We start from the raw sequence: 22,790 nt of genomic DNA, 5'->3' as shown, positions 1-22,790 counted from the left end.
TGGCAAATATTATTACTATTTGCCATTAAAATTTCATTTGTTTATTAAGCCAATATTTAAAGTTTAATTAACCAATAATTGATTGGTTTTTTAAAGCTTCAATTCGTTTTTCTAAAGGTGGATGTGATAAGAATAGTTGCGAAAGTCTGGCTTTCTTCTCACCATTAATGCAAAAAGCTAAAATTGACGCTTCTTCATTTGGTTCATGGCTTACTTTTAGTTTTTCTAATGCGGCAATCATTTTTGCAGAACCTACCAATTTTGCAGAACCTGCATCGGCATGAAATTCGCGGTAACGCGAGAACCACATCGCAACCATACTAGCTAAGATTCCAAAGATAGTTTCGAATATCATTGCTATTACATAATAGGCTATATCTGCTAATGCTTCACTACGATCTTCAATCACTTTAGCAAACATTGACGCTATAATCCGTGAAATAAAGATAACAAAGGTATTTAATACACCTTGTAGTAGTGCCATGGTTACCATATCACCATTTGCTACGTGACTCATTTCATGACCAATTACCGCTTCTGCTTCATCTTGAGTCATTGCTGATAATAATCCAGCACTTACCGCAACTAAAGAACGGTTTTTGGTCGCCCCTGTTGCAAAAGCATTAATATCATCTGCTTCATAAATAGCTACCGCCGGCATCTTTAATTTAAGTTGATCTGATTGGCGACGCACTACATCAAGTAACCACTGTTCTTGATCATTACGAGGCTCTTTGATCACTTCACCACCAACAGAACGTAATGCCGTTCGTTTAGATAAAAGAAGAGAAATAAATGAACCACCAAAACCAAAAATAGCGGCAAAAATAAGTAATCCTAAGGTACTATGGGCGTTAACCCCTAAAATACTCAGAATTATACCAAATACAAACATAACCGCTAAGTTAGTTAGAAGAAATAATCCAACTCGCATCATATACAAATTCCTTATTACTATACTTAATATAAATAATTTTATTTAAAAAACTAAATAAAATTTGATATATGATCGCAAATAAGCTGTTTTCCTACAACTTATTTACGTTCAAAATTAGAAAAAGAAAATTCAATTGATTAATAAATCAACAGAAATAGACTTAATGAGTTTATATATTGAAGGAAAATATTTTGGAGGAGACCCTATCAGCCACATCCCACACCCATATTTTTTACTTTGGCTGCTTCCTTCCGGACCTGACCTGATAAGCAAAAAAATGTTGCAAGAGGACCCATAGAGCCTCCATTGAGGAGGTGTATTATGCTTGATTCAGCAATTAATTACAATAATTTTTTACAAAAAAGTAAACAACCTTTTTGCGTTGTAATAACAACAAAAAGGCTATTACTTACAAAAGCAAATTCAAAAAATTTAATTATAAAGTTAAATTTTTCTCAATTCGTTCTCTAAATTTAATACCTGGTCTAAATGTGACAACTCGTCGAGCTGAGATATCAACACTCTCACCTGTTTTAGGATTACGACCTGGACGTGAATTTTTATCACGAACAGCAAAATTGCCAAATCCAGAAAGTTTAACTGGTTCACCTTTTTCTAAAGCAACGCGAATCTCTTCAAAAAAGAGTTCAACAAGGACTTTAGCTTCTTGACGATCAATATCAAATTTATCGGCAAGACGATCTGCAATATCAGCTTTAGTTAATGTCATAATTATCATTCTCTTAATAAGGCATTGAAACGATTCTGTAAAGCAATAACACAATTGCTTACAATGTTTGTTATATCTTCTTCTTCCAGTGTACGTGATTTGTCTTGTAAAATCAAACTGATAGCAAGGCTTTTTTGATTTTTGTCAATTTTATCACCTTGATAAACATCAAACAAGTTAACTTTTACTAGTTGCTCACCACCAGCACGCTTACACTCAGAGATAATATCCGCTGCTGGAATTGTATTTGATACGACGACAGCTATATCACGTTTATTTGATGGATATTTAGATAGCTCTTGAGCAACAGGCACTTTTTTATCATTAATTTTAGCTAAATTTATTTCAAAAACAAGCGTTTTACTGTTTAAAGATAATTTTTTTTCAATTTCAGGGTGTAAAACACCAAAATTGCCGATAACTTCGCCATTAAAAAGAATTGCTGCACTTTGTCCTGGATGTAATGCATCAAGTTCCGAACGTTGATATTCAATATCATCAGAACAACCTAAAAGAATAAATAACTGCTCTAAATCACCTTTTACATCATAAAAATCGACATTTTGTTTAGGTAATGTCCAATGCTCTTCATATAAATTTCCTGTAATAACGCCGGATAACATTAATTCTTGGCGAACACCAAATTCACAGCTTTCATCAGGTATAAATCGTAATCCAGTTTCGAATAATCGCATACGAGATTGTTGGCGATTTTGGTTATATAAAACTGCTTCTAATAAACCAGACCATAATGACAAACGCATAACCGACATTTCACTCGAAATGGGGTTAGGTAATGTAATCTGTGGTTGTTGTGAATGTAATGTTTGCTGAATTTTAGGATCAACAAAACTATAAGTAACGGCCTCTTGATAACCTTTGTCCACTAGTAGATTTTTTATTCTAGATAAAGAAATTTTATTTTCAGGTTTTGGCTTCATCACAGATTCAATTTTCATATTCACATTAGGAATATTGTTATAACCATAAATCCGTGCAACCTCTTCAACTAGATCTTCTTCGAGTTGTAAATCAAATCGCCAGCTAGGTGATTTAACCTTCCAACTATCATCATTATAAATAACTTCACAACCTAATTTTACAAGAATATCGGTAATCTTTTGAGTTTCAATATGATAACCAATAATGCGATCAATTCTGTTTCGACGTAATTCAATTGTTGCTTGAACTGGAAGCTCATTCTCATTCACAACTTCAGTAATAGGTCCTACTTCACCGCCACAGATTTCAACAATCAATTGAGTTGCTCTTTCGATTGCAGCTGATTGTAAATAAGGATCAACACCTCTTTCATAACGATGAGAAGCTTCAGTATGTAAACCATATTCACGTGCTTTACCCGTTATCACTAATGGAGAAAAGAACGCTGATTCAAGGAAAATATCTTTCGTTGATGCAGTTACACCTGATTTTTCACCGCCCATAATACCTGCGATTGCTAATGCTTTTTGCTGATCAGCTATGACTAATGTTTTTTCATCAAGCTTAACCTCATTACCATTAAGTAAGACAAGCTTTTCATCTTTATTGGCATAACGCACAACAATGCCCTTGTCAATCTCAGCTAAGTCAAAAGCGTGCATTGGATGACCGAGTTCTAATAAAACGTAGTTAGTAACATCAACAATGGCATCAACAGAACGAATACCACCTCTACGTAACTTTTCTTTCATCCATAGCGGAGTTAAAGCATCAACTTTAACATTTTTGATAATGCGACCTAAATAACGAGGGGCTGCTTTAGCTGCATCAACCTGAATAGGTAAAGTATCATTAATTGTATGAGTGATATTTTCAACTTTTAGTTCTTTCATTAGGATATTGTTTACAGCAGAAATATCTCTCGCGACACCAATGATACCAAAACAATCGGCACGATTTGGTGTAACGCTAATATCAATCATTACATCATCTAAATTTAAATATTGTCTTATATCTTGTCCTAAAGGGGCATCCTCTGGTAATTCAATAATTCCATTATGATCGTCAGAAATGCCTAACTCAGAATAAGAACACAACATCCCTTCCGATGGTTCACCACGAAGTTTTGCTGCTTTGATTTTAAAATCACCAGGTAATACAGCACCAATTGTGGCACAAGCTACAGTTAAACCTTGACGGCAATTAGGTGCACCACAAACAATATCCAATAATTCAGGTTTACCAATATCTACTTTCGTCACTCGTAATTTGTCAGCATTTGGATGTTGTTTACATTCTACAACTTTACCCACCACTACACCGGTAAAATCACCAGCAACTTTTTCAATATCATCTACTTCTAAACCAGCCATAGTTAACTGATCTGATAATTTATCGCTACTTATTTCTGGATTGATCCATTCACGTAGCCAACTTTCACTAAATTTCATGTTTTGATCTCCAGAACTAATTAAATTGCTTTAAAAAACGTAAATCATTTTCAAAGAAAGAACGTAAATCTGTGACACCGTAACGCAACATGGTTAATCTTTCGATTCCCATTCCAAATGCAAAACCACAATACTCTTCAGGATCAATACCTACGTTACGTAATACATTAGGATGAACCATGCCACAGCCTAACACTTCTAACCATTTACCATTTTTAGCTTTAATATCAACTTCTGCTGAAGGTTCAGTAAATGGAAAATATGCAGGTCTAAATCTTATTTCCATATTATCTTCAAAGAAACAGTGAAGAAAATCATGTAATAAACCTTTTAAATGCGTAAAACTAATATCTTTATCGACCAACAACCCTTCCATTTGATGGAACATCGGAGTATGGGTTTGATCATAATCGTTTCGGTAGGTTCTGCCTGGAGCAATAATTCGAATTGGTGGTTTTTGATTTTCCATAGTTCGAATTTGAACTGTTGAAGTTTGGGTACGTAATAACCGTTTTGCATCAAACCAGAATGTATCATGATCAGCACGAGCAGGATGATGTGCAGGAATATTTAAAGCATCGAAGTTATGATAATCATCTTCTATTTCGGGTCCTGTTTCAACAGCAAAACCTAATTGCCCAAAAAACTCAACCAAACGGTTAATAGTTTTAGTAACTGGATGCAATCCACCTAATTCAAGTGATTTACCAGGAAGAGTAATATCAATGGTTTCATTGGCTAATTTTGCATTAAGAGTCTGACGCTCTAAAAAGTTACGTTTTTGGTTTAATAACTCAACAACTTCTTGCTTTGCATCATTAATTTTCTGACCTACGGCTGGCCGTTGATCAGCTGGAACATCACGTAAAGACGCCATTTGCATGGTAAAATAGCCCTTTTTACCAAAATACTCCACTCGAATCTGTTCGATAGTATTAATATCATTAGCACTTTCAATAGCGGATTTGGCATTGCTTACCAGTTCAACTAATTGAGACATACAGTTCTCCTGCTTATTGTTTATTACATAAAAAAAGCCTCTCCTGAGGCTTTTATAATTATTTTTCGTTTCTCATTTGCCTCACAAACGAATAAGCTTACCGAAGCTAAAAAAGAAACGAAAAACAACTAAATTCATAATCGATCAACTCTTAAATATTGTTAAAACAATAAAAGCCGAGATAACTCGGCTCTTATAAAGCTATTAAAGTGCAGCTTTTGCTTTTTCAACTAATGCAGCGAATGCATTTTTATCGAATACTGCGATATCTGCAAGGATCTTACGATCGATTTCAATTGAAGCTTTCTTTAAACCATTGATAAAACGGCTATAAGATAAACCACATTGACGAGCAGCAGCATTGATACGAACAATCCATAATTGACGGAATTGACGTTTACGTTGACGACGGTCACGATACGCATATTGTCCAGCTTTAATTACTGCTTGGAAAGCAACACGATATACGCGTGAACGAGCACCATAATACCCTTTTGCTTGTTTTAAAATTTTCTTGTGACGTGCACGAGCAATAACACCACGTTTAACACGAGCCATAAACTATATCCTCTAAATAATTAATCAATAAATTAAGCGTATGGAACACACGCCACTACTAAACCTAAATCGCCTTTTGACACAGTTGTCAAACCACGTAAATGACGTTTACGTTTAGTTGATTTTTTAGTTAGGATATGGCTCTTGTTAGCTTGCTTATGCTTAAAGCCACCAGATGCTGTTTTTTTAAAGCGCTTTGCTGCGCCTTTTACAGTTTTAATTTTAGGCATTTTATAAATTTCCACTTCGCATTGTTAATAAAAATAAAATAATGGTGTAATTTTTAGTAAACTAAAAATTAGCTTGTTGAACCACTATTTCTTCTTCGGCGCTAACACCATAATCATTTGACGACCTTCAATCTTAGTTGGATAAGATTCAATGATAGCCAAATCAGCTAAGTCTTCTTTAATGCGATCAAGCATTTCAGTACCTAACTGTTGGTGAGCCATTTCACGTCCACGAAAACGCAACGTAACTTTAGCTTTATCGCCATCTTCAAGAAAGCGTATCAGGCTGCGGAGTTTTACCTGATAGTCGCCTTCGTCTGTACCAGGTCGGAATTTAATTTCCTTAACCTGAACAACCTTTTGCTTCTTCTTCTGTTCTTTTGTTGCTTTACTCTTTTCATAGAGGAACTTGCCATAATCCATAATTCGACAAACAGGTGGCTCTGCATTAGGACTTATTTCAACTAAATCTAATGTTGCTTCCTCAGCTTGTTTTAAAGCTTCGTCTAAGCTAACAATGCCGAGCTGTTCACCATCGACGCCGGTTAACCTCACCTCGCGAGCAGTAATTTCATCATTGATTTTGTGCGCGCGTGTTGACTGAATTCGTTTACTGACTTTAATATCTCATTCCTCCAAATTAATTTATCATTAATTCATTTGTTCTAATGAACGACTATGAATTTCATTAAGCAATAATTCTATAACATGTTTCACTTCAAAGCTACCAAGATCTTTACCTTGGCGAGTTCTAACTGAAATTGTTCCTGATTCCATCTCTTTGTCTCCACAAACAAACATATAAGGAACGCGTTTTAGAGTATGCTCACGAATTTTAAACCCTATTTTCTCATTTCTCAAGTCCGCTTTTGCTCTAATGCCAACTTTTTGTAGTTGCTCGGTTAATTGTTTGGCATAATCGGCTTGATTATCAGTAATATTAATAACCGCTACTTGTAATGGTGCTAACCAAGTTGGGAAGAATCCAGCACAATCTTCGGTCAATATGCCCATGAAGCGTTCCATTGAACCAAGTATAGCTCGGTGAATCATAACAGGAACATGGCGTTCATTATCTTCACCAACATAAGTTGCATCTAACCGTTCTGGTAACATAAAGTCAAGTTGAACTGTACCGCATTGCCATGCTCGACCTAAGCAATCATGTAAAGTAAATTCAATTTTTGGACCATAGAATGCCCCTTCACCAGGTAAATATTCAAATTCAATGCCATTTTCTTGCAAACATTCAGCTAAATCTTTTTCTGCTAAATCCCAAGTTTCATCTTTACCAATACGTTTTTCTGGACGAGTCGATAATTTAACCGTGATATCTTTAAAGCCAAACGTACTATAAGTATCATAGACCATTTTGATACAGCTATTTACTTCACTTCGAATTTGCCCTTCGGTACAAAAGATATGCGCATCATCTTGAGTAAAACCACGCACACGCATTAATCCGTGCAAAGAACCTGAAGGTTCATTTCGATGACAACTACCAAATTCCGCCATACGTAATGGAAGATCACGATAAGATTTAAGACCTTGATTAAAAATTTGCACATGGCCAGGACAGTTCATTGGCTTAATACAATATTCTCGGTTTTCTGATGAAGTAACAAACATTAATTCTTTATAGTTACCCCAATGCCCTGTTTTCTCCCAAAGTACACGATCCATCATAAATGGACCTTTCACTTCTTGATAATCATATTCTTTCAGTTTGGTACGAACAAAAACTTCCAATTCACGGAAAATAATCCAACCATCATTATGCCAAAATACCATACCTGGTGCTTCTTCTTGCATATGATAAAGATCAAGTTGTTTACCAATTTTACGATGATCGCGTTTTGCCGCTTCTTCTAGAAATTGTAAATAACTGTCGAGTTGTTTTTTATCTGCCCATGCAGTTCCATAGATGCGTTGTAACATTTTGTTATCACTATTACCACGCCAATAAGCGCCAGCAACTTTTTGTAATTTAAAATGGTGACAAAAACGCATATTAGGAACATGAGGCCCACGACACATATCAATATATTCTTCATGATGATAAAGTGCTGGTGTAGAATCTTTAGGAATGTTTTCATCTAAAATAGCAATTTTATAAGGTTCGTGACGTTCCCAAAACACTTCTCTTGCACGTTCCCAACTCACTACTTCTTTTTTAACTTCATAATCTTTTTTAGCCAATTCATGCATTCGTTTTTCTAAAGCATCAAGATCTTCCTGAGTTAAAGAGTGATCTAAATCGACATCATAATAAAAGCCATTATCAATAGTAGGCCCGATAGCCATCTGAGTATTAGGCCATAATTGTTTGATGGCATGTCCTAATAAATGAGCACAAGAATGACGGATAATTTCAAGTCCATCTTCATCTTTGGCGGTAATAATAGATAACGTTGCATCATGCTCGATAACATCACACGCATCTTTACGTTCACCATTAACACGGCCTGCGATACAGGCTTTAGCAAGTCCTGCACCAATACTTTGTGCAACTTCTAATACAGTAACAGGTTTATCAAATTGACGTTGACTTCCATCAGGAAGAGTAATAATTGGCATAATAAATCCTTATAACAGTGGTGCGCCACACGAAAGCGCACATGCGTACATAAATAAATAGACGGAGTATACTATCACTTATCATAAGGATTTTAAATAGGCTTGAACTTGATTTAAAAATAGATTTATCTCTAGCGATTAAACTCATCCTGTTTTAGTAACCACTAAAAACAAACAGTACCCTATTTTTAATTATTAATAGCTTTTTTAGTGGTTATTTTTGATTAGGAATTAATAAAACAATGGTGTAATCAAATATGACAAGAATAGTTATGACCTAGCTATTATTCATTAATTAAAAAGCTAGGCCTGAAAAGAGATTATAATTCGGCTATATATGCTTGCGATAAAATAGGCATAGGTCCGCTTTGAGTACAAACATATGCTGCAATATGATTTGCTTTACTATTAATTTCCTGTAATTGTTTACCTTTTAAATATAACACGCTACTTATTGCCATAAATGAATCACCAGCACCAACAGTATCAATTGGGGTGATTTTTTCAGCAGGACAATGATTCTGTTCATTTTGGGTAATAAGATGACTACCTTCACTACCACAGGTATAAATTAATAATTCAAGTTGATAATGTTGATTTAGATAATTGAAAAGTGCTTGTGGTTCAGCCTTTATCTTCAATAAATCAGCAACAATTGGTAATTCTTCATCATTTAACTTCAAAATATTGGCATGTTCCATGCAAAGAAGTAAAGTTGCGTGGTTATAATGATTTTGACGTAAATTAATATCAACAATAATTTTGCTTTTTTGAGACCTATGGTTAATAATCTTTTGCAATAATTCATGATTATGTATATTACGTTGAATTAAACTGCCGAAATAGATTGCATCTAAATCATCTTGCTGGATAAGTTCTAATAGTTGATCTGTTAATTGAATATCATCCCAAGCTACAGGATTAACAATATCATAAGTGGGTTTACCAGCTGAATCTAATTTAACTAATACTGTTCCAGTTGGATAATTTGCTGATATTTGAATTTGTTGTGGGATTTGCAGTTTTTCAATCTGTTCACGTAATTCTCTACCATTGTCGTCATCGCCAATTGCAGAAACTAATATTGCATTTGCACCAGCTGATTTAGCATGATAACAAAAGTTGGCGGCAGCTCCGCCAATCTTTTTCCCATTAGGTAAACAATCCCATAAAAACTCACCTATTGCAACAATCTTTATGTCATTCATCTTCGATTAACCCTTGTTTGACATCAATATTTTTTTCCATACTATCGGCTTGCTTCTGCCAATCATCAAATTGACCATATGCAGTATAAATCGTTGAACCGGTAGGTAATTCTGGATACTCATTTTCACCATTAGTACCCCAATTAACCCAACCTGAATCTTTACGTTGAACAATTTGATAACGTCCGACAATATTACTCGTATACCAAACCATAGCATAACCTGATTCGGGATTTATTTCAGCCGTTTTATTTGCAGCAAGTGGAAAAATCGTTTGTTCTGGGACACTATTAACATCCACATCTTTAGCAAATAATACTTCTTTGTTTCGAGAGCTATTATGCACAACATGATGAGCTTTACGCAGAATGGTTTTGACATGTGATTTTATTTCTTCATCACTTAAAATACCTTCTTTAACACAAAATAGTCTCCAGAAAAAATCCCAAGAAACTGCATTAATATTATCACCAATAGACTCTCGATAAAGTCTTGCATTCAGAGGAAGTTGATCTAGAGGTTGCGATAAAATTCGATTAACTTCATCAGCTAGAATATTGGCATAAAGATCGCCTTGTCGATAATAAGTACCACCATAACTAGCAAAACGTGAAAATACCACATTATTTTGACCACTTTCATACTCATCACCAACGGTGATCTTATTTATGACCGGCATACCATCAACAGAAGTTTCAAAATCATCAACATAATAAGTACGTCTAAACCATGGTGATTGATAGAAAAATTCCCACACAATTGAGAATGATTTATCATGCAAAGCTGGATCTAAGCCATTGGGAATTTTTCCATTGAAACGATATCGACAATAGATTGGCCCTTCGACCTCTGTTTGGCAATCTACGATGGTATGCTCAGGTGGATTAATTAAACCATTAGCAGGAGTAAAAAAGGGGCCATAAAAACCACCTATAGCATTAGAGCAATCCTTAATCAAATTCCGACCTTCAGCTTTAGCAGAAAAGTAACGAATACCCCATTTCCCATATGATGTTCCGTCAGCAGTACCACGACATAATTCTAAAATATAGTGACCTGTATCAAGTCGTTTCACGCCATCATTTAAAGTAGGTGCTAGTTGCTTTATGCCATTTACATTATCTATTGGCGTCTTCTCATTAAGATACAAAGTATAATTTTCAACTAACTGATCTAAATTAGTTACTATAAAGGCGATTGAACAAGCAGAAATTAATGTATTGGTATCATCATAAACGATATCAAACAATTGATGTGGTATAACTTTTCCTTGCTCATTAACTAGTTTTAATTTAGACGGATCTATTGGCTGTTCTTTGAAAAAAAGACGCGCGATTACCGGTTCATTATATCGAGTAATACCATCTGGGTTATTTAACATCAAAGTACATTTTTTCATTCTATTATCCTATTAATTAAATTGGTTATTATTCATATATTAAAAAACAAATTAGTCTAAATTAGTTTGCTTTCTTGCGTTTCAGCATATCGACATAGACGGCTAAAAAGATGATTACGCCTTTTGCAACTAATTGCCAAAATGAATTAACACCTAATAAATTCAAACCATTATTAATAATGCCGATAACAATCACGCCTAAAATAGTGCCACTAATGCGACCTATTCCACCTGACATCGAAATACCTCCAAGCACACAAGCAGCTATGGCATCCATTTCATAACCTTGTGCAACTGATGGTTGTCCTGAATACATTCTTGCTGCAAGCACTATTCCTGCGAAAGCAGCTAAAAAACCAGCAATGGTATATACAATGATTTCAACACGTTTAATGGCTATACCTGATAACCTTGCAGCCTCACGGTTACCTCCGAGAGCATAAATATAGGTACCTAAACGAGTTCGATTAACAACTACCAACATAACAACAATAAATACCAACATATAGATAACTGGATATGGAATCATGCCTAAGTAACCAGTACCTATGCTGGTAAAACTCTCATCAAAAATACGAATTGATTGGCCGCCACTATAAATATAACCTACGCCACGGGCAATCATCATCATAGCTAATGTAACGATGAATGGTGGAATACCGGTATAAGCAATAGCAACACCATTTGCCGCACCGCATAAAGTACCGATAAACAAACCTAACAGAATAGCTGGAACAATACCCATTTCACCAATTGAAATAAATCCAACTGTGAGTGTACCCGCCATAGCGACTATCGATCCAACAGATAGATCAATTCCTCCCAATATGATAATTAATGTCATACCTAAGGCTAAACACATATTAGTGGATACTTGTCTTAACACTGAGAGCATATTTTCTTGGGAAAGAAATACCGGACTGGCAAAACTTAAAATGATACTAATTAATAGAAGCGCAATTAAAATCCCTATATTATTAGTAATAAAATTTTTGAAACTTCTAATAATGATATTATTGGTTATTGTAGAGTGATGATAGCTCATATCATCTGATTGTTTCATAGATTGGCTAGCCATTTTAAGCTCTCCCTGTTGCTAATTTCATAATTTTTTCCTGTGTTAATTCTGATTGCGATAATTCACCTTGAATTTGTCCATTCGCAACAACACAAACACGATCACACATATTGATAATTTCTGGTAATTCTGAGGAAATCATAATAATAGCCATGCCACTTGCGCAAAGTTCATCAATAATTTGATAAATTTCGGCTTTAGCACCAATATCAATTCCTCGAGTAGGTTCGTCTAAAATGATGATTTTCGGTTTAGTTGCTAGCCACTTAGCTATTACAACTTTTTGTTGATTTCCACCACTAAGCTGACCAACAATTTTGTCAGCATCTGGCGTTTTTATATTGAGCTTATTAATATAGTATTGAATGATATCTTTTTGTTTTTGTTGATTAACCAAACAACCATGCATAAATTGTTTCAATACTGTTAATGTTAAATTGAACGCAATACTATTACCTAAAATAAGACCTTGTTTTTTCCTATCTTCTGGAACTAAGGCTATTCCTATATCAATAGCATCTTGTGGCGATTTGAGCTTAACAAGCTGATTGTCAAAATAAATTTCACCACTATCATATTGGTCTGCTCCAAAAACTGCTTGCATGATTTCACTCCTACCTGCCCCCATAAGACCGGCAAAACCTAAAATCTCTCCTTTCTTTAAATGAAAATTAACGTTATTAAATACTCCTTTTTTCGAAAGATTTTTAACTTCTAATAAACGTTCTCCATTTTCTTGATAGTGACGTTGATAATAATTATTTAAGTTACGCCCAACCATCAATTTGACTAATTCATCAATATTGGTTTGTTTAGTATTGACGGTATCTATATAACTACCATCTCTAATTACAGTTATTCTGTCAGTGATAGTAAATAACTCATCCATGCGATGAGAAATATAAATAATACTAACGTTATGTTCGGTTAGTTTTTTAATCATAATAAAAAGCTGTTCAACTTCTTTATCAGTTAAAGAAGATGTTGGCTCATCCATGATCAAGATTCGAACGTTAAATGAAATAGCTTTGACGATTTCGATAAGTTGTTGTTGTGCAATGGTTAACTCATGTACGGGCCGTAACACATCGATCGTTAACCCCATACTTTCCATCATTATTTTGGCTTTGGCGATCATTTGACGATGATCTTTAAAGCCTAAGCGTGTTCTCGGTTCACGACCTAAGAAAATATTTTCATATACACTAATATAAGGAACTAAGACAATTTCCTGATGAATAACATTAATTCCTCTTGCTTGAGCATCTTTAATACCATTAATTATCTCAGTTTTACCATTAATCTTAATTTCACCGGCATCTGGTTTATAGATGCCGCCAATAATTTTGATTAAGGTTGATTTGCCAGCGCCATTTTCGCCCAACAATCCATGAACTTCACATTGTTTAAGATTAAAGTGCATATCTTTTAACGCATGGACACCTGCAAATTTTTTTTCTATATGAGATAGTTGTAATGCAACTTGTTCCATATAAATATCACCTTATTGATTTCAATAGATATAACTTGACTAAAGTCAATGATTACTGCCAGACTTTTACTCCATATTGATCAATCATTTCTTTGGTAATTGGAAAAGTTGGTACTAATATTTCTTTAGCAACGCTTTCTCCAGCTAGAACCTGTTTACCGACTTTATAGGTTTCTTTAGCTAATTGAATTGGAGCTTGAGCTACAGTTAACGTTATATCACCATCGCTAAATGCTTTTTTACCATCAGGTGAACCATCAACAGTATAGACCTTAACATTTTTAAGTTTATTTGATGCTTTCAAAGCAACAACAACACCTAAAGCAGAGGGATCATTTACAGCAAAAAATGCTTGTAAATCAGGATGAGCTTGAATAATATCTTCGGCAATTGGCATTGTGACTTCTAAAGCACATTTGCCATTTTGTTGAGATACTACATCAAACTTGCTTCTGTTTTCACCTAATCCGGCATAAAAACCATCAGCTCTTAGAACACTAGCACGATTAAAAGGACAATCAATAACAGCAATTTTGGCACCATTAGGATAATCTTTAGCCATTTGTTCGCCATTAATTTTACCGGCTAAGAAATTATCTGAAGCCACAGTGCTAACCACTAAATCATCATCACTAATAGGATTATCAATCACTACCACTGGAATCTGTTTTTGTTTTGCTGCCAATAATCCTTGGCGAATACCTTCTGAATCAACAGCGATTAAGTAAATAATGTCAACTTTTTGATTAATGACATCTTCCATCATTGAAATTTGTTTAGCTTGATCATATTGAGGATCGACAAGAATGTATTGATCACCATTTTGTTTGGCAATTTCAGAAAATGTATCGGATATTGCAGTAAAAAATGAATTGTTTAAAGTTGAAGTAATAAAAGCAAATTTAATAGGCTTTTTTTCATCAGCATTTACAAGTTGAAAGCAACTTGTAAAGATAATAAATGTAATTGTTAAAAACGATGTTATGAATTTTTTCATAAACCCACCTCAGATAATCAAATGATTTGTAATAATAATTTTCTTAAAAACTAAAACCCAAAAATATTTTGTAATATATTTTGAGTAAATTCAGTCTAATTATCTGCACCAAACTTAACAATATTAATCTATTTCTTTTTATTATTTATGATATCAAAGTCACTTTTTTTGAAAACTTGTAAAATTTAATTTATCAAGTTTGATGGTTATGTCATACTAGGAATATTCAATTAATGTTCTATAGGTAATATGATGGCAAATAAATGTGAGCAGATTTATCAGGAAATATTATTGCAGATCAAAAGTGGAATTTTAGATTGTAATAGTGCCCTTCCCTCTTCATCTAATTTAAGCACAATATATAAGACTTCCCGACCAACAATAAGTAAAGTATTTTCAAGATTAAAAACGGAAGGTTACATTGAAGGTAAACAAGGTGGTAAGTTTTATGTTAGACAACCTAAAGATCAACAAGTAAGCAAATATATTTTTGGAATATTGGCTCCTCGTTTAGAACAAGATGAAAGTAGAATGATTCTTGATAGTTTATATTCTGAGATAGCAAGTTTAGCCAATAATTATCAGTTTTCTCTTTTATGGGCTGGGATGCTGACCAAAAGTCAGGATATACAATCTATTTTAAATGACGTAGAAAGAGTCATCATTAATTATACAAAAAATAATATTAACGGAATATTTTTCACGCCTTTAGAGTTTCACCCTTACGCGAATATCATAAATAAAAGAATAATGGATTATCTGACACTCTACAATATTCCTTGTATATTGTTAGAGAGAGACTATTGTGTTTTCCCTTCACGAGGTAAAGCTGACTTAGTCAGTATTGATAACATTGCCGCAGGTTACGTTGTCACAAATCATTTCATTGAACAGAAAAATACTCGAATAGCATTTGTATCAAAAAGTGATTCAGCTAATACCGTTGCCCTAAGAACAATTGGTTATAAACAAGCATTATATGATGCAGGAATTACAAAAATTAACGATTGGATAATTCAAGTACCACAAATTGATGAGAAAGTAATTAATCAATTAGCAAAATTGAACATTAAACATGTAGTTTGTGGTAATGACTTTACAGCAATGCAATTAATCTCATTGAATCAAAGAATAAATCCAAAACAAAAATTATTTACCATTAGCTTTGATGATGCTGATTATGCCGGTCATCTATCTACCCCACTGTCTACTTATAAACAACCGTTAGCAAGTATAGCTTTGACTGCAGTAGAAACTTTAATCCAAAGGATAAATAATTCAACCTTACCAATTCGTACTATATACGTAAATGGCGAATTAGTTATCCGTGCATCAAGTGGAGCATAATAAAGAACTCAATAATCAATCGATAAAATACAGCCTACAAAATTATTATATATTTATATAATATTCAAATATATAATAATATATATAATTACTGAACATAATTAGAAAAGGAAATCTTAATGAATAAATTTTATAACATATATAATGTATTAGTGATTGGCTTAATCAGTTTATTTTTAAATGGATGTCAACAGGCAATCAATACAAATAATACTTCAAATGATAGAGGTATTGGAACGCAATGGGGCGATGGGGTCGAATCTCATGTTCGAGAAGTTAAATTAGCACGTATTAATAACACACCAATAGACGTTGCAGTAATTCATTATTCTAAGAAAGCATTTGTGCATGGAAAAAAAGTTCAAGAACTTATGCTTAATGGCGATGTTGGTATGTCAATAATTGATGATAACAATAATAAATGGTCGCTTTTTAAACAGGATGATGAAATCAATATGTCTGGTGAAGCGGGCAAAAATTATCAACTTTATTATGTCAATTATTCAAGAAATACTTATGAAATTGTAGCAACTGTTGATGGACTAGATGTTATCAACGGAAAAGCAGGTTCATTGAACAATAATGGTTATATTTTAAGACCGTATAGTACGCTATCAATTAAAGGTTTTCGAAAAAATGACCGTGAAGTTGCCTCATTTACATTTTCGCAAGCATCTAAAGCTTATGCGAATCATACTGATGAAGGTTCAGCGAACAATATTGGGGTGATTGGTACAGCCATTTTCCAATTGGAAAATGGTAATCAATATAAGAAATCACCGAATTCTAACGCTTTCCCTGCCGATAGTTATAATAGCAAATATGCTAAACCACCAAGATACTAAGTTTAATCGAGTAAATTAAAATTAATAAACTATTCCACCAATAATCATTGGTGGAATAGTTAAATAAAAAATCTAAATTTTCAAGAATAACTCTCTACTCTTAAAAGGTTTTGTACCTACATAAGGTTTTAAAGCCATTCGAGTAAAACGTTTAGCAGCTTTAAGTGTATCAATAGTTAGAAACTCTCTTTTACCCAAAGCTAAGACTTGTTCGCCTGTGAAACTGGTACTATTTTGTAGCAAACTACTAATAAAACCTTTTTCTGATTGATATTGATAATACATGGTTTCAACAATATCATCGCCCGTTGCACTGCAATGAAAAAAGTCAACGTGATAGCCTAAATTCTCAAGTAATGCCAATTCAAAAGCACGCAACACATTTTCAGCCGGTACTTGTTGTGCTAATTGTTGTAGGCTTATCAAATAATCATCAAATAGCGTATTAGTTTCGGTTTCAGCCAATAAGACTCTATGTAAAAGCTCATTTAAATAAAAAGCGCTGTATAGAAAAACTGATACAAGTGGTAATGTCAGAGATATTGCTTCAACCTGACGTAAATTCTTAATTTCCCCTTGACCTGAATACTGAACAATCAATGGTGTAAAAGGTTGTAAAATTCCCTTCAATACTGATTTTTTACGTCTAGCCCCTTTAGCTAGGATAGTTACTTTTCCTACATTCTCAACAAATAAGTCAACTAATAAGCTACTTTCGCTATAGGTACGTGTATGAAGAACAAATGCTCTTTGCCAGTTTTCCATCAATAATTTCCGTCAATTAAAACGCTTGTTTTTTATTCAAAAAACGAGAGTGATTAAAAATTGTTTGATTTAAGCAATTTTAATCTGAAATTTTGTTAAAAATCCGATATAATCAATAGTTAATTATAGGATAATAACAAAAGAGTAACTATGGAACTATTTTCAACAATATTACTTCTGGTCTTAATTGTATCACTTTCTGGTGTTGTTATAAAAATGTTGCCGATCCAAATTCCTTTGCCGTTAATGCAAATACTATTGGGTTGTCTTTTAGCTGCTTTGGGTGTGTATTTGAAATTCGATCCAGAACTCTTTCTCGTATTATTCATACCTCCCTTACTATTTGCTGATGGTCGAAAAACTTCGGTGAAAGATTTTGTCTACAATTTTAGAGAAATTGTCGGACTAGCGCTGGTGTTAGTCGTAATTTCTATTATTGCATTAGGATATCTGCTTTATTGGATGCTTCCAAATGTTGAATTACCAGCAGCTTTAGCATTAGCAGCAGTACTATCTCCTACTGATGCCGTTGCTCTTAGTGGAATTGTTGGTAAAGGAAGAATTGAAAAAGAAAAAATGGAAATCATTGAAGGAGAAGCATTAATGAACGATGCTTCTGGCCTTGTTTCATTAAAATTTGCCATCGCAATAGCAGCAGGCGCTTTGCAATTTAACCTATTACAAATCAGTATTTCTTTTTTCGTTGTTGCAATTGGTGGACTTGCGGTTGGGGTTTTATTTACCTGGTTATATGCACGTATCTTACGTAAAATAAACCAATTAACTCATAATGATCCCGCTATTCAAATAGTATTACTATTCTTACTACCATTTGCGGCTTATATCATAGCAGAAGAATGTCATTGTTCTGGAATTTTAGCTGCTGTTAGTGCTGGTATGACAGTAAACCAATCAGGCATGATGCGCAATGCACCATTAACTGCTCGCCTACAATCTGATAGCACATGGTCAATGTTAACCTTCGTATTTAATGGTTTTGTATTCCTTTTATTAGGTATTCAATTACCAAGTATCTTATCAACTACCTTTACTGAAAATCAGACCGATGCTTCAATTGAACTATGGCAATTATGTTTGATTGTTTTATTTGTTTTCGTAGTCTTAATGGGTACTCGATTCGCATGGTTATGGGCAATGAAACATATGCCAACAATGCCTTTCGGCACAAAACGCCCATTAGCATTCAGAGCCTATACTAATCGTGATCTTTGGATTTCCACCTTTGCTGGTGTCCGTGGGGCAATTACTTTAGCTGGTGTGTTATCAATTCCAATGACTATCGGTGGTCGTTACCAATTAGTATTTATTGCTGCAGGGATTATATTAGTATCATTAATTTCAGCTGTAATCATATTACCTATCCTATTACGTGGTAGTGTTATTTTGGACAATTCCGAGCAAGATAATGAGATTTTAACTGTTAAAGGACAAATGGCAGAAGAAGCTATCGTTAGCCTAGAAAAAATGCAAACTAGTCTTTTACAAGAAACCTCAGAAGAAGGTTTAGATCAAGAGATTATTCATGAAGTCGGATCGCGGGTAATTGGTTCATTAAGACGTAGAACAGGACTTAAAGATTTAGAACAAAAAGCACTTGAGGCTGAAAATCTAGAAAGACGTATGCGTTTGGTGGCGATTGGAGCTGAACGTACAGCATTACTTCAAATGAAAATTCGCAATGAAGTAAGTGAAGAAACATATGAACATCTGAACACTGATTTAGATATTTATGAGAAGATGATTTCTGGAGATGCATAAATGATTGGCAATAAACACCAATTACTTGGCAAAATTCATTCTCAATTTGTCGATAAAGCACCACAAGTGTTAGGTTTAACTTTACGCTGTATACCTTTCGATTTGAAAAAACGAACGATTGAACAATTGTTGCAATTACAGTTCAAAAATTCGCTTGATGATGGTGATCTCGACTTTTTAGAAAATCGTTGGCTTAAAATACAAGTAACAGATCTGCAATTAGTTTGGTTTGTGAGTTTAATTGATAACAAACTAGTTGTGAGTCGTGAAGAAATTCCTGATGTTAGTTTCATTGGTAATGCTAACGATTTGATTATGATTGCGACTAGAAGACAAGATCCTGACACACTATTTTTCCAACGTCGACTAATTGTTGAAGGTGATACAGAATTAGGTCTTTATGTAAAAAACCTAATGGATTCAATTGAAATAGAAGCTATGCCAAAGTTTTTGAGAATAACACTGGAAAAATTAGCAGATATTATTGAAAGTGCACCTAAAAACTGAATCACACTAAAAAGGGAATAATAAATTCCCTTTTTTATTAACTGATATTATTTAGATATTAATTATTTTGAGTAAATAGTAATCATTTTTTTATTGAAAAATTAGTATTGATTAAATTAATATGCATATTAACGATGGATCAATACTTCGTTAATTATTATCTACCTGCCCCATCTCTTACCGTTAAAACAATGTTAGCTTTGCATAAGTATAATGGAGAGAACCAATTATGAATAATATCACAAAAGCACTATTATTTTTTATTTCCTTTATCATTGTTCCGCAAGGGTTTTGTACTGATTTTTACAATAGAAATGAAGGTGATTATATTATTAAAAACTTTCGATTTAATGATGGTAATACGGTCAAAAATTTAAAAATTCATTATGTCACACTTGGAAATCCTAAGGGCAAACCAGTTTTAATTTTACATGGTACAACTGGTGATGGTAATTCTATGCTTAATGATAATTTCGGGCATGCATTATTTGATAAAGGAAAACCGTTAGACGCTGAAAAATATTTTATTATATTACCTGATGCAATTGGTACGGGAAAATCATCAAAACCTTCTGATGAACTAAAAGGAAATTTTCCTCATTATGATTATGGTGACATGGTTAATGCTCAATACCAACTATTGAAAAATGGATTAGGCATAAATCACCTTGAACTTATTATTGGTAACTCAATGGGAGGCATGAACACCTGGTTATGGATAACTAAATATCCTGACTATATGACAGCTGCAATTCCAATGGCAGCAACCCCTGTCCCAATGTCTAGTCGAAATTGGATTATGAGAAAAATGCTTATCAATTCAATTAAAGAAGATCCTGATTGGAACAATGGTTTTTATACTAAACAACCAGAAAAATTTCAAACTGTTTATCATTATTATGACATAGCAACTAATGGTGGCGATATTGCTTGGCAAAATAAAGCCTATAATACGGCAAAAACAGAAGAAATATTATCAGACAAGTTAAAAGAACGTGTTAGCATGGATGCTAATGACTTTTTATATCAATGGGATGCGGCAAGAAACTTTGATCCAACTCAAGATTTAACTAAGATAAAAGCTTTTATTTTAGTCATTAATTCAGAAGATGATGAAAGAAATCCTCCAAATACAGGAGTGATGCAGAAAGCGTTAAAAGATATTGTAGCAGCAAAATATTATCTCATTCCTGCCAGTAACAAAACAAGTGGCCATAGTACAACGATGAATGCAAACTTTTGGATTGAGGAATTAAAAATATTTTTAAAAGAAATTGAAACCTATTACTAAATTAAAACAACGATTAAAGGTGAATATATCCCTATATTCACTTTTAATATTCTGATTAGTAATGCAAAGATAATATAACTTTTCAAAAACAAACATAATAAAGTAACAATATAAATTTCATCATGTTTTAACTACATCAAATAAGTCTTATTGAAAGATCAAACAATACCTTTTGCTACAGATAATTTAAAATAAAATATAAAGTGATTTTATTCAAGTAACAGTTATCAGACATAATGTCGAATAAAAGCATATAGCGATTTATTAGCTAATAATGACCTTAAAACATCAATAGTAATCAAGACATTTTATCTTTTTTTTCTATATTTCTTAAGTTTATACACTTCGACTTTAGGAGCCATCGCTTTTTTAATTGCTCTAGCTTCCTCTAATTTTATTCGCTCAAGTTCATTACGCTTTTCTTTCTCTTCTGCTAATAATTTATCTTTAGCTTCTTTACACTCTTGAATTACCGATATTGCTGATAGTAAAAATATACCAAGAAAGAAAATGATAAAAATACTTAAAAAAATATTATCTAACGGTGTTTCGTTGCCCGTTCCTCTACTAGAATGGAAAGTATGAAAAGAATAGGTACGAACCCGAGGAACATATGTTCTATAATGAGCAGCACCATAAGCATTTTGTATAACTGTAATAAAAAAGACCAAAACTAAGATAATTTTTGTTTTCATTATTTACACTGTTCACTAATAAACTTGTTGTCATTACCCTGAATTTTTTCTATTTGTCGATTTCTATCACATTCCCATTGTTTAGGTGGATACATCTCATTCCACGCTAGCATCAACTTATTATCAGAATCAGATAAATTTATATTGTATTTATTCTGCATGTAGAAATATGTTCGTGCTATTACGCCTCGAATTTGTTGTCTAGGTTGAAAAACTCGTGCTTTAAAATCAACTGCAGATTGACATTGGCCATATTGATTAAATTCTTTGGTAAATTGTGAATATCTATAATTAGATCGGTCACCATTCACCTCACCAATAGCTGGTTGTAAATTATGCAAATCACCTTCCATTGCATTAAATATAGTATCCTGCTTACACCCTTTACGCCCCCCTTCTTGCCAACATTGCAAATGACGACCAAAATTTTCAGCAGGCATAACATGCTCCCATTCGATACGAGATGCTCTTTGTTCATTTTTTCTTGGTTTATAACCACATTGACTAAAATCTATAGAACCTTTTTTACCGTCAAATGAAAAGTTACATCCGCAATAAAATGTTGTTTGCTCAGGGTTTTCTTTATAGATTTTAACTAAATGAGTTTTGGCGGTGTTAAAATTTTGCTTACTAATTGCAACTATTGAAGATTCAACTTCAGCAGAAGTTGAAGTTGAATCTGAAGCAAATTTTGGTTGCGATTTACCAGAAACAGGATAAGAATCAATCCTACATGTTTTGTTGGCTGATATACATGAGTTACCACAAGGTATACCCTTTTTACAGTTTTTAGCATAACAATTTGCGGTCAAAACGAAACAAATAGCTAAAGCTAGACTAATTTTTTTTGCGAAATCCATTTCAAAATACCAATGTTAAAATAATAAATTATTTACATTCCATGTAAGCTAGCTCAAAAGCATAATCATCAACAAGATGGCTGATAACATCACACTATTTTT

At 33.5% G+C, this 22,790-nt stretch carries 21 protein-coding genes and 1 other RNA gene; 5 read left to right on the top strand and 17 right to left on the bottom strand.

The window, feature by feature from the left end:
* Positions 1-67 precede the first annotated feature (67 nt).
* The 14 genes from htpX to H3T80_RS02855 form a co-directional block, all read right to left on the bottom strand.
* Positions 68-937: a protease HtpX gene (gene htpX, locus H3T80_RS02920; protein WP_198199886.1), complete on the bottom strand. Its 870-nt coding sequence runs from the start codon at positions 935-937 to the stop codon at positions 68-70.
* A 201-nt stretch (positions 938-1,138) separates the two neighbouring features.
* Positions 1,139-1,234, bottom strand: an RNA gene (ffs, locus tag H3T80_RS02915) — signal recognition particle sRNA small type.
* A gap of 139 nt (positions 1,235-1,373) precedes the next feature.
* Positions 1,374-1,667, bottom strand: coding sequence for an integration host factor subunit alpha (locus H3T80_RS02910; protein WP_034882129.1), 294 nt, complete (start codon positions 1,665-1,667; stop codon positions 1,374-1,376).
* Between the two features lie 5 nt (positions 1,668-1,672).
* Positions 1,673-4,060: a phenylalanine--tRNA ligase subunit beta gene (gene pheT / locus H3T80_RS02905; protein WP_198199885.1), complete on the bottom strand. Its 2,388-nt coding sequence runs from the start codon at positions 4,058-4,060 to the stop codon at positions 1,673-1,675.
* Positions 4,061-4,076: 16 nt separating this feature from the next.
* Positions 4,077-5,060: a phenylalanine--tRNA ligase subunit alpha gene (gene pheS / locus H3T80_RS02900; protein WP_110447862.1), complete on the bottom strand. Its 984-nt coding sequence runs from the start codon at positions 5,058-5,060 to the stop codon at positions 4,077-4,079.
* Positions 5,061-5,264: 204 nt separating this feature from the next.
* On the bottom strand, positions 5,265-5,618 hold the full coding sequence (gene rplT / locus H3T80_RS02895) for a 50S ribosomal protein L20 (protein WP_024496189.1): 354 nt from the start codon (positions 5,616-5,618) through the stop codon (positions 5,265-5,267).
* A 32-nt stretch (positions 5,619-5,650) separates the two neighbouring features.
* Complete coding sequence (gene rpmI / locus H3T80_RS02890; protein WP_065557738.1) at positions 5,651-5,848, bottom strand: 50S ribosomal protein L35; 198 nt, start codon at positions 5,846-5,848, stop codon at positions 5,651-5,653.
* A gap of 84 nt (positions 5,849-5,932) precedes the next feature.
* Positions 5,933-6,472 (bottom strand): translation initiation factor IF-3, encoded by a 540-nt coding sequence (infC, locus tag H3T80_RS02885; protein WP_065612958.1) that lies wholly within the window; start codon positions 6,470-6,472, stop codon positions 5,933-5,935.
* Between the two features lie 27 nt (positions 6,473-6,499).
* Entirely contained in the window at positions 6,500-8,425 is a 1,926-nt protein-coding gene (thrS, locus tag H3T80_RS02880; protein ID WP_198199884.1) for a threonine--tRNA ligase, read from the bottom strand.
* A 320-nt stretch (positions 8,426-8,745) separates the two neighbouring features.
* Positions 8,746-9,633 carry a carbohydrate kinase gene (locus tag H3T80_RS02875; RefSeq protein ID WP_198199881.1) on the bottom strand — a complete coding sequence of 296 codons (888 nt, stop codon included), beginning with the start codon at positions 9,631-9,633 and terminating at the stop codon, positions 8,746-8,748.
* Complete coding sequence (locus tag H3T80_RS02870) at positions 9,626-11,032, bottom strand: hypothetical protein (protein ID WP_198199879.1); 1,407 nt, start codon at positions 11,030-11,032, stop codon at positions 9,626-9,628. Before H3T80_RS02870 ends, H3T80_RS02875 begins: the two co-directional genes overlap by 8 nt.
* A gap of 61 nt (positions 11,033-11,093) precedes the next feature.
* Entirely contained in the window at positions 11,094-12,077 is a 984-nt protein-coding gene (locus tag H3T80_RS02865) for an ABC transporter permease (RefSeq protein ID WP_370548254.1), read from the bottom strand.
* Positions 12,078-12,111: 34 nt separating this feature from the next.
* A complete protein-coding gene (locus H3T80_RS02860) occupies positions 12,112-13,602 on the bottom strand; it encodes a sugar ABC transporter ATP-binding protein (protein ID WP_198199875.1) in 1,491 nt (496 codons plus the stop codon).
* Positions 13,603-13,654: 52 nt separating this feature from the next.
* Complete coding sequence (locus H3T80_RS02855; protein WP_198199869.1) at positions 13,655-14,599, bottom strand: sugar ABC transporter substrate-binding protein; 945 nt, start codon at positions 14,597-14,599, stop codon at positions 13,655-13,657.
* Positions 14,600-14,851: 252 nt separating this feature from the next.
* On the opposite strand from H3T80_RS02855, the gene H3T80_RS02850 reads away from it, so the two are divergent.
* Positions 14,852-15,946 carry a GntR family transcriptional regulator gene (locus H3T80_RS02850; RefSeq protein WP_181414663.1) on the top strand — a complete coding sequence of 365 codons (1,095 nt, stop codon included), beginning with the start codon at positions 14,852-14,854 and terminating at the stop codon, positions 15,944-15,946.
* A gap of 119 nt (positions 15,947-16,065) precedes the next feature.
* Positions 16,066-16,791 carry a hypothetical protein gene (locus H3T80_RS02845; RefSeq protein WP_198199868.1) on the top strand — a complete coding sequence of 242 codons (726 nt, stop codon included), beginning with the start codon at positions 16,066-16,068 and terminating at the stop codon, positions 16,789-16,791.
* A gap of 72 nt (positions 16,792-16,863) precedes the next feature.
* Here the strand turns inward: H3T80_RS02845 and recO are convergent, their stop codons facing one another.
* Positions 16,864-17,556 (bottom strand): DNA repair protein RecO, encoded by a 693-nt coding sequence (gene recO, locus H3T80_RS02840; RefSeq protein ID WP_198199867.1) that lies wholly within the window; start codon positions 17,554-17,556, stop codon positions 16,864-16,866.
* 150 nt (positions 17,557-17,706) lie between these two features.
* Here recO and H3T80_RS02835 point away from each other — a divergent pair, with 150 nt between their 5' ends.
* The 3 genes from H3T80_RS02835 (at position 17,707) to H3T80_RS02825 (ending at position 21,133) form a co-directional block, all read left to right on the top strand.
* Complete coding sequence (locus H3T80_RS02835) at positions 17,707-19,335, top strand: Na+/H+ antiporter (protein WP_198192049.1); 1,629 nt, start codon at positions 17,707-17,709, stop codon at positions 19,333-19,335.
* A complete protein-coding gene (locus H3T80_RS02830; RefSeq protein WP_110447872.1) occupies positions 19,336-19,842 on the top strand; it encodes an SCP2 domain-containing protein in 507 nt (168 codons plus the stop codon).
* A gap of 229 nt (positions 19,843-20,071) precedes the next feature.
* The gene (locus H3T80_RS02825) at positions 20,072-21,133 is read left to right on the top strand and encodes an alpha/beta fold hydrolase (protein ID WP_198199865.1); all 1,062 of its coding nucleotides are present in this window, start codon (positions 20,072-20,074) and stop codon (positions 21,131-21,133) included.
* A 308-nt stretch (positions 21,134-21,441) separates the two neighbouring features.
* Here the strand turns inward: H3T80_RS02825 and H3T80_RS02820 are convergent, their stop codons facing one another.
* On the bottom strand, positions 21,442-21,828 hold the full coding sequence (locus H3T80_RS02820) for a hypothetical protein (RefSeq protein ID WP_198199863.1): 387 nt from the start codon (positions 21,826-21,828) through the stop codon (positions 21,442-21,444).
* Positions 21,828-22,688: an endonuclease gene (locus tag H3T80_RS02815; RefSeq protein ID WP_198199861.1), complete on the bottom strand. Its 861-nt coding sequence runs from the start codon at positions 22,686-22,688 to the stop codon at positions 21,828-21,830. The genes H3T80_RS02820 and H3T80_RS02815 overlap by 1 nt, the downstream gene beginning before the upstream one ends.
* Positions 22,689-22,790: the final 102 nt, after the last annotated feature.

The organism is Gilliamella sp. W8145 (assembly GCF_016101145.1).
GTDB classification, from domain to species: domain Bacteria; phylum Pseudomonadota; class Gammaproteobacteria; order Enterobacterales; family Orbaceae; genus Gilliamella; species Gilliamella apis_A.
The sequence above is the reverse complement of the archived record's forward strand: the minus strand, read 5'-3'. Positions and strand labels throughout refer to the sequence as shown.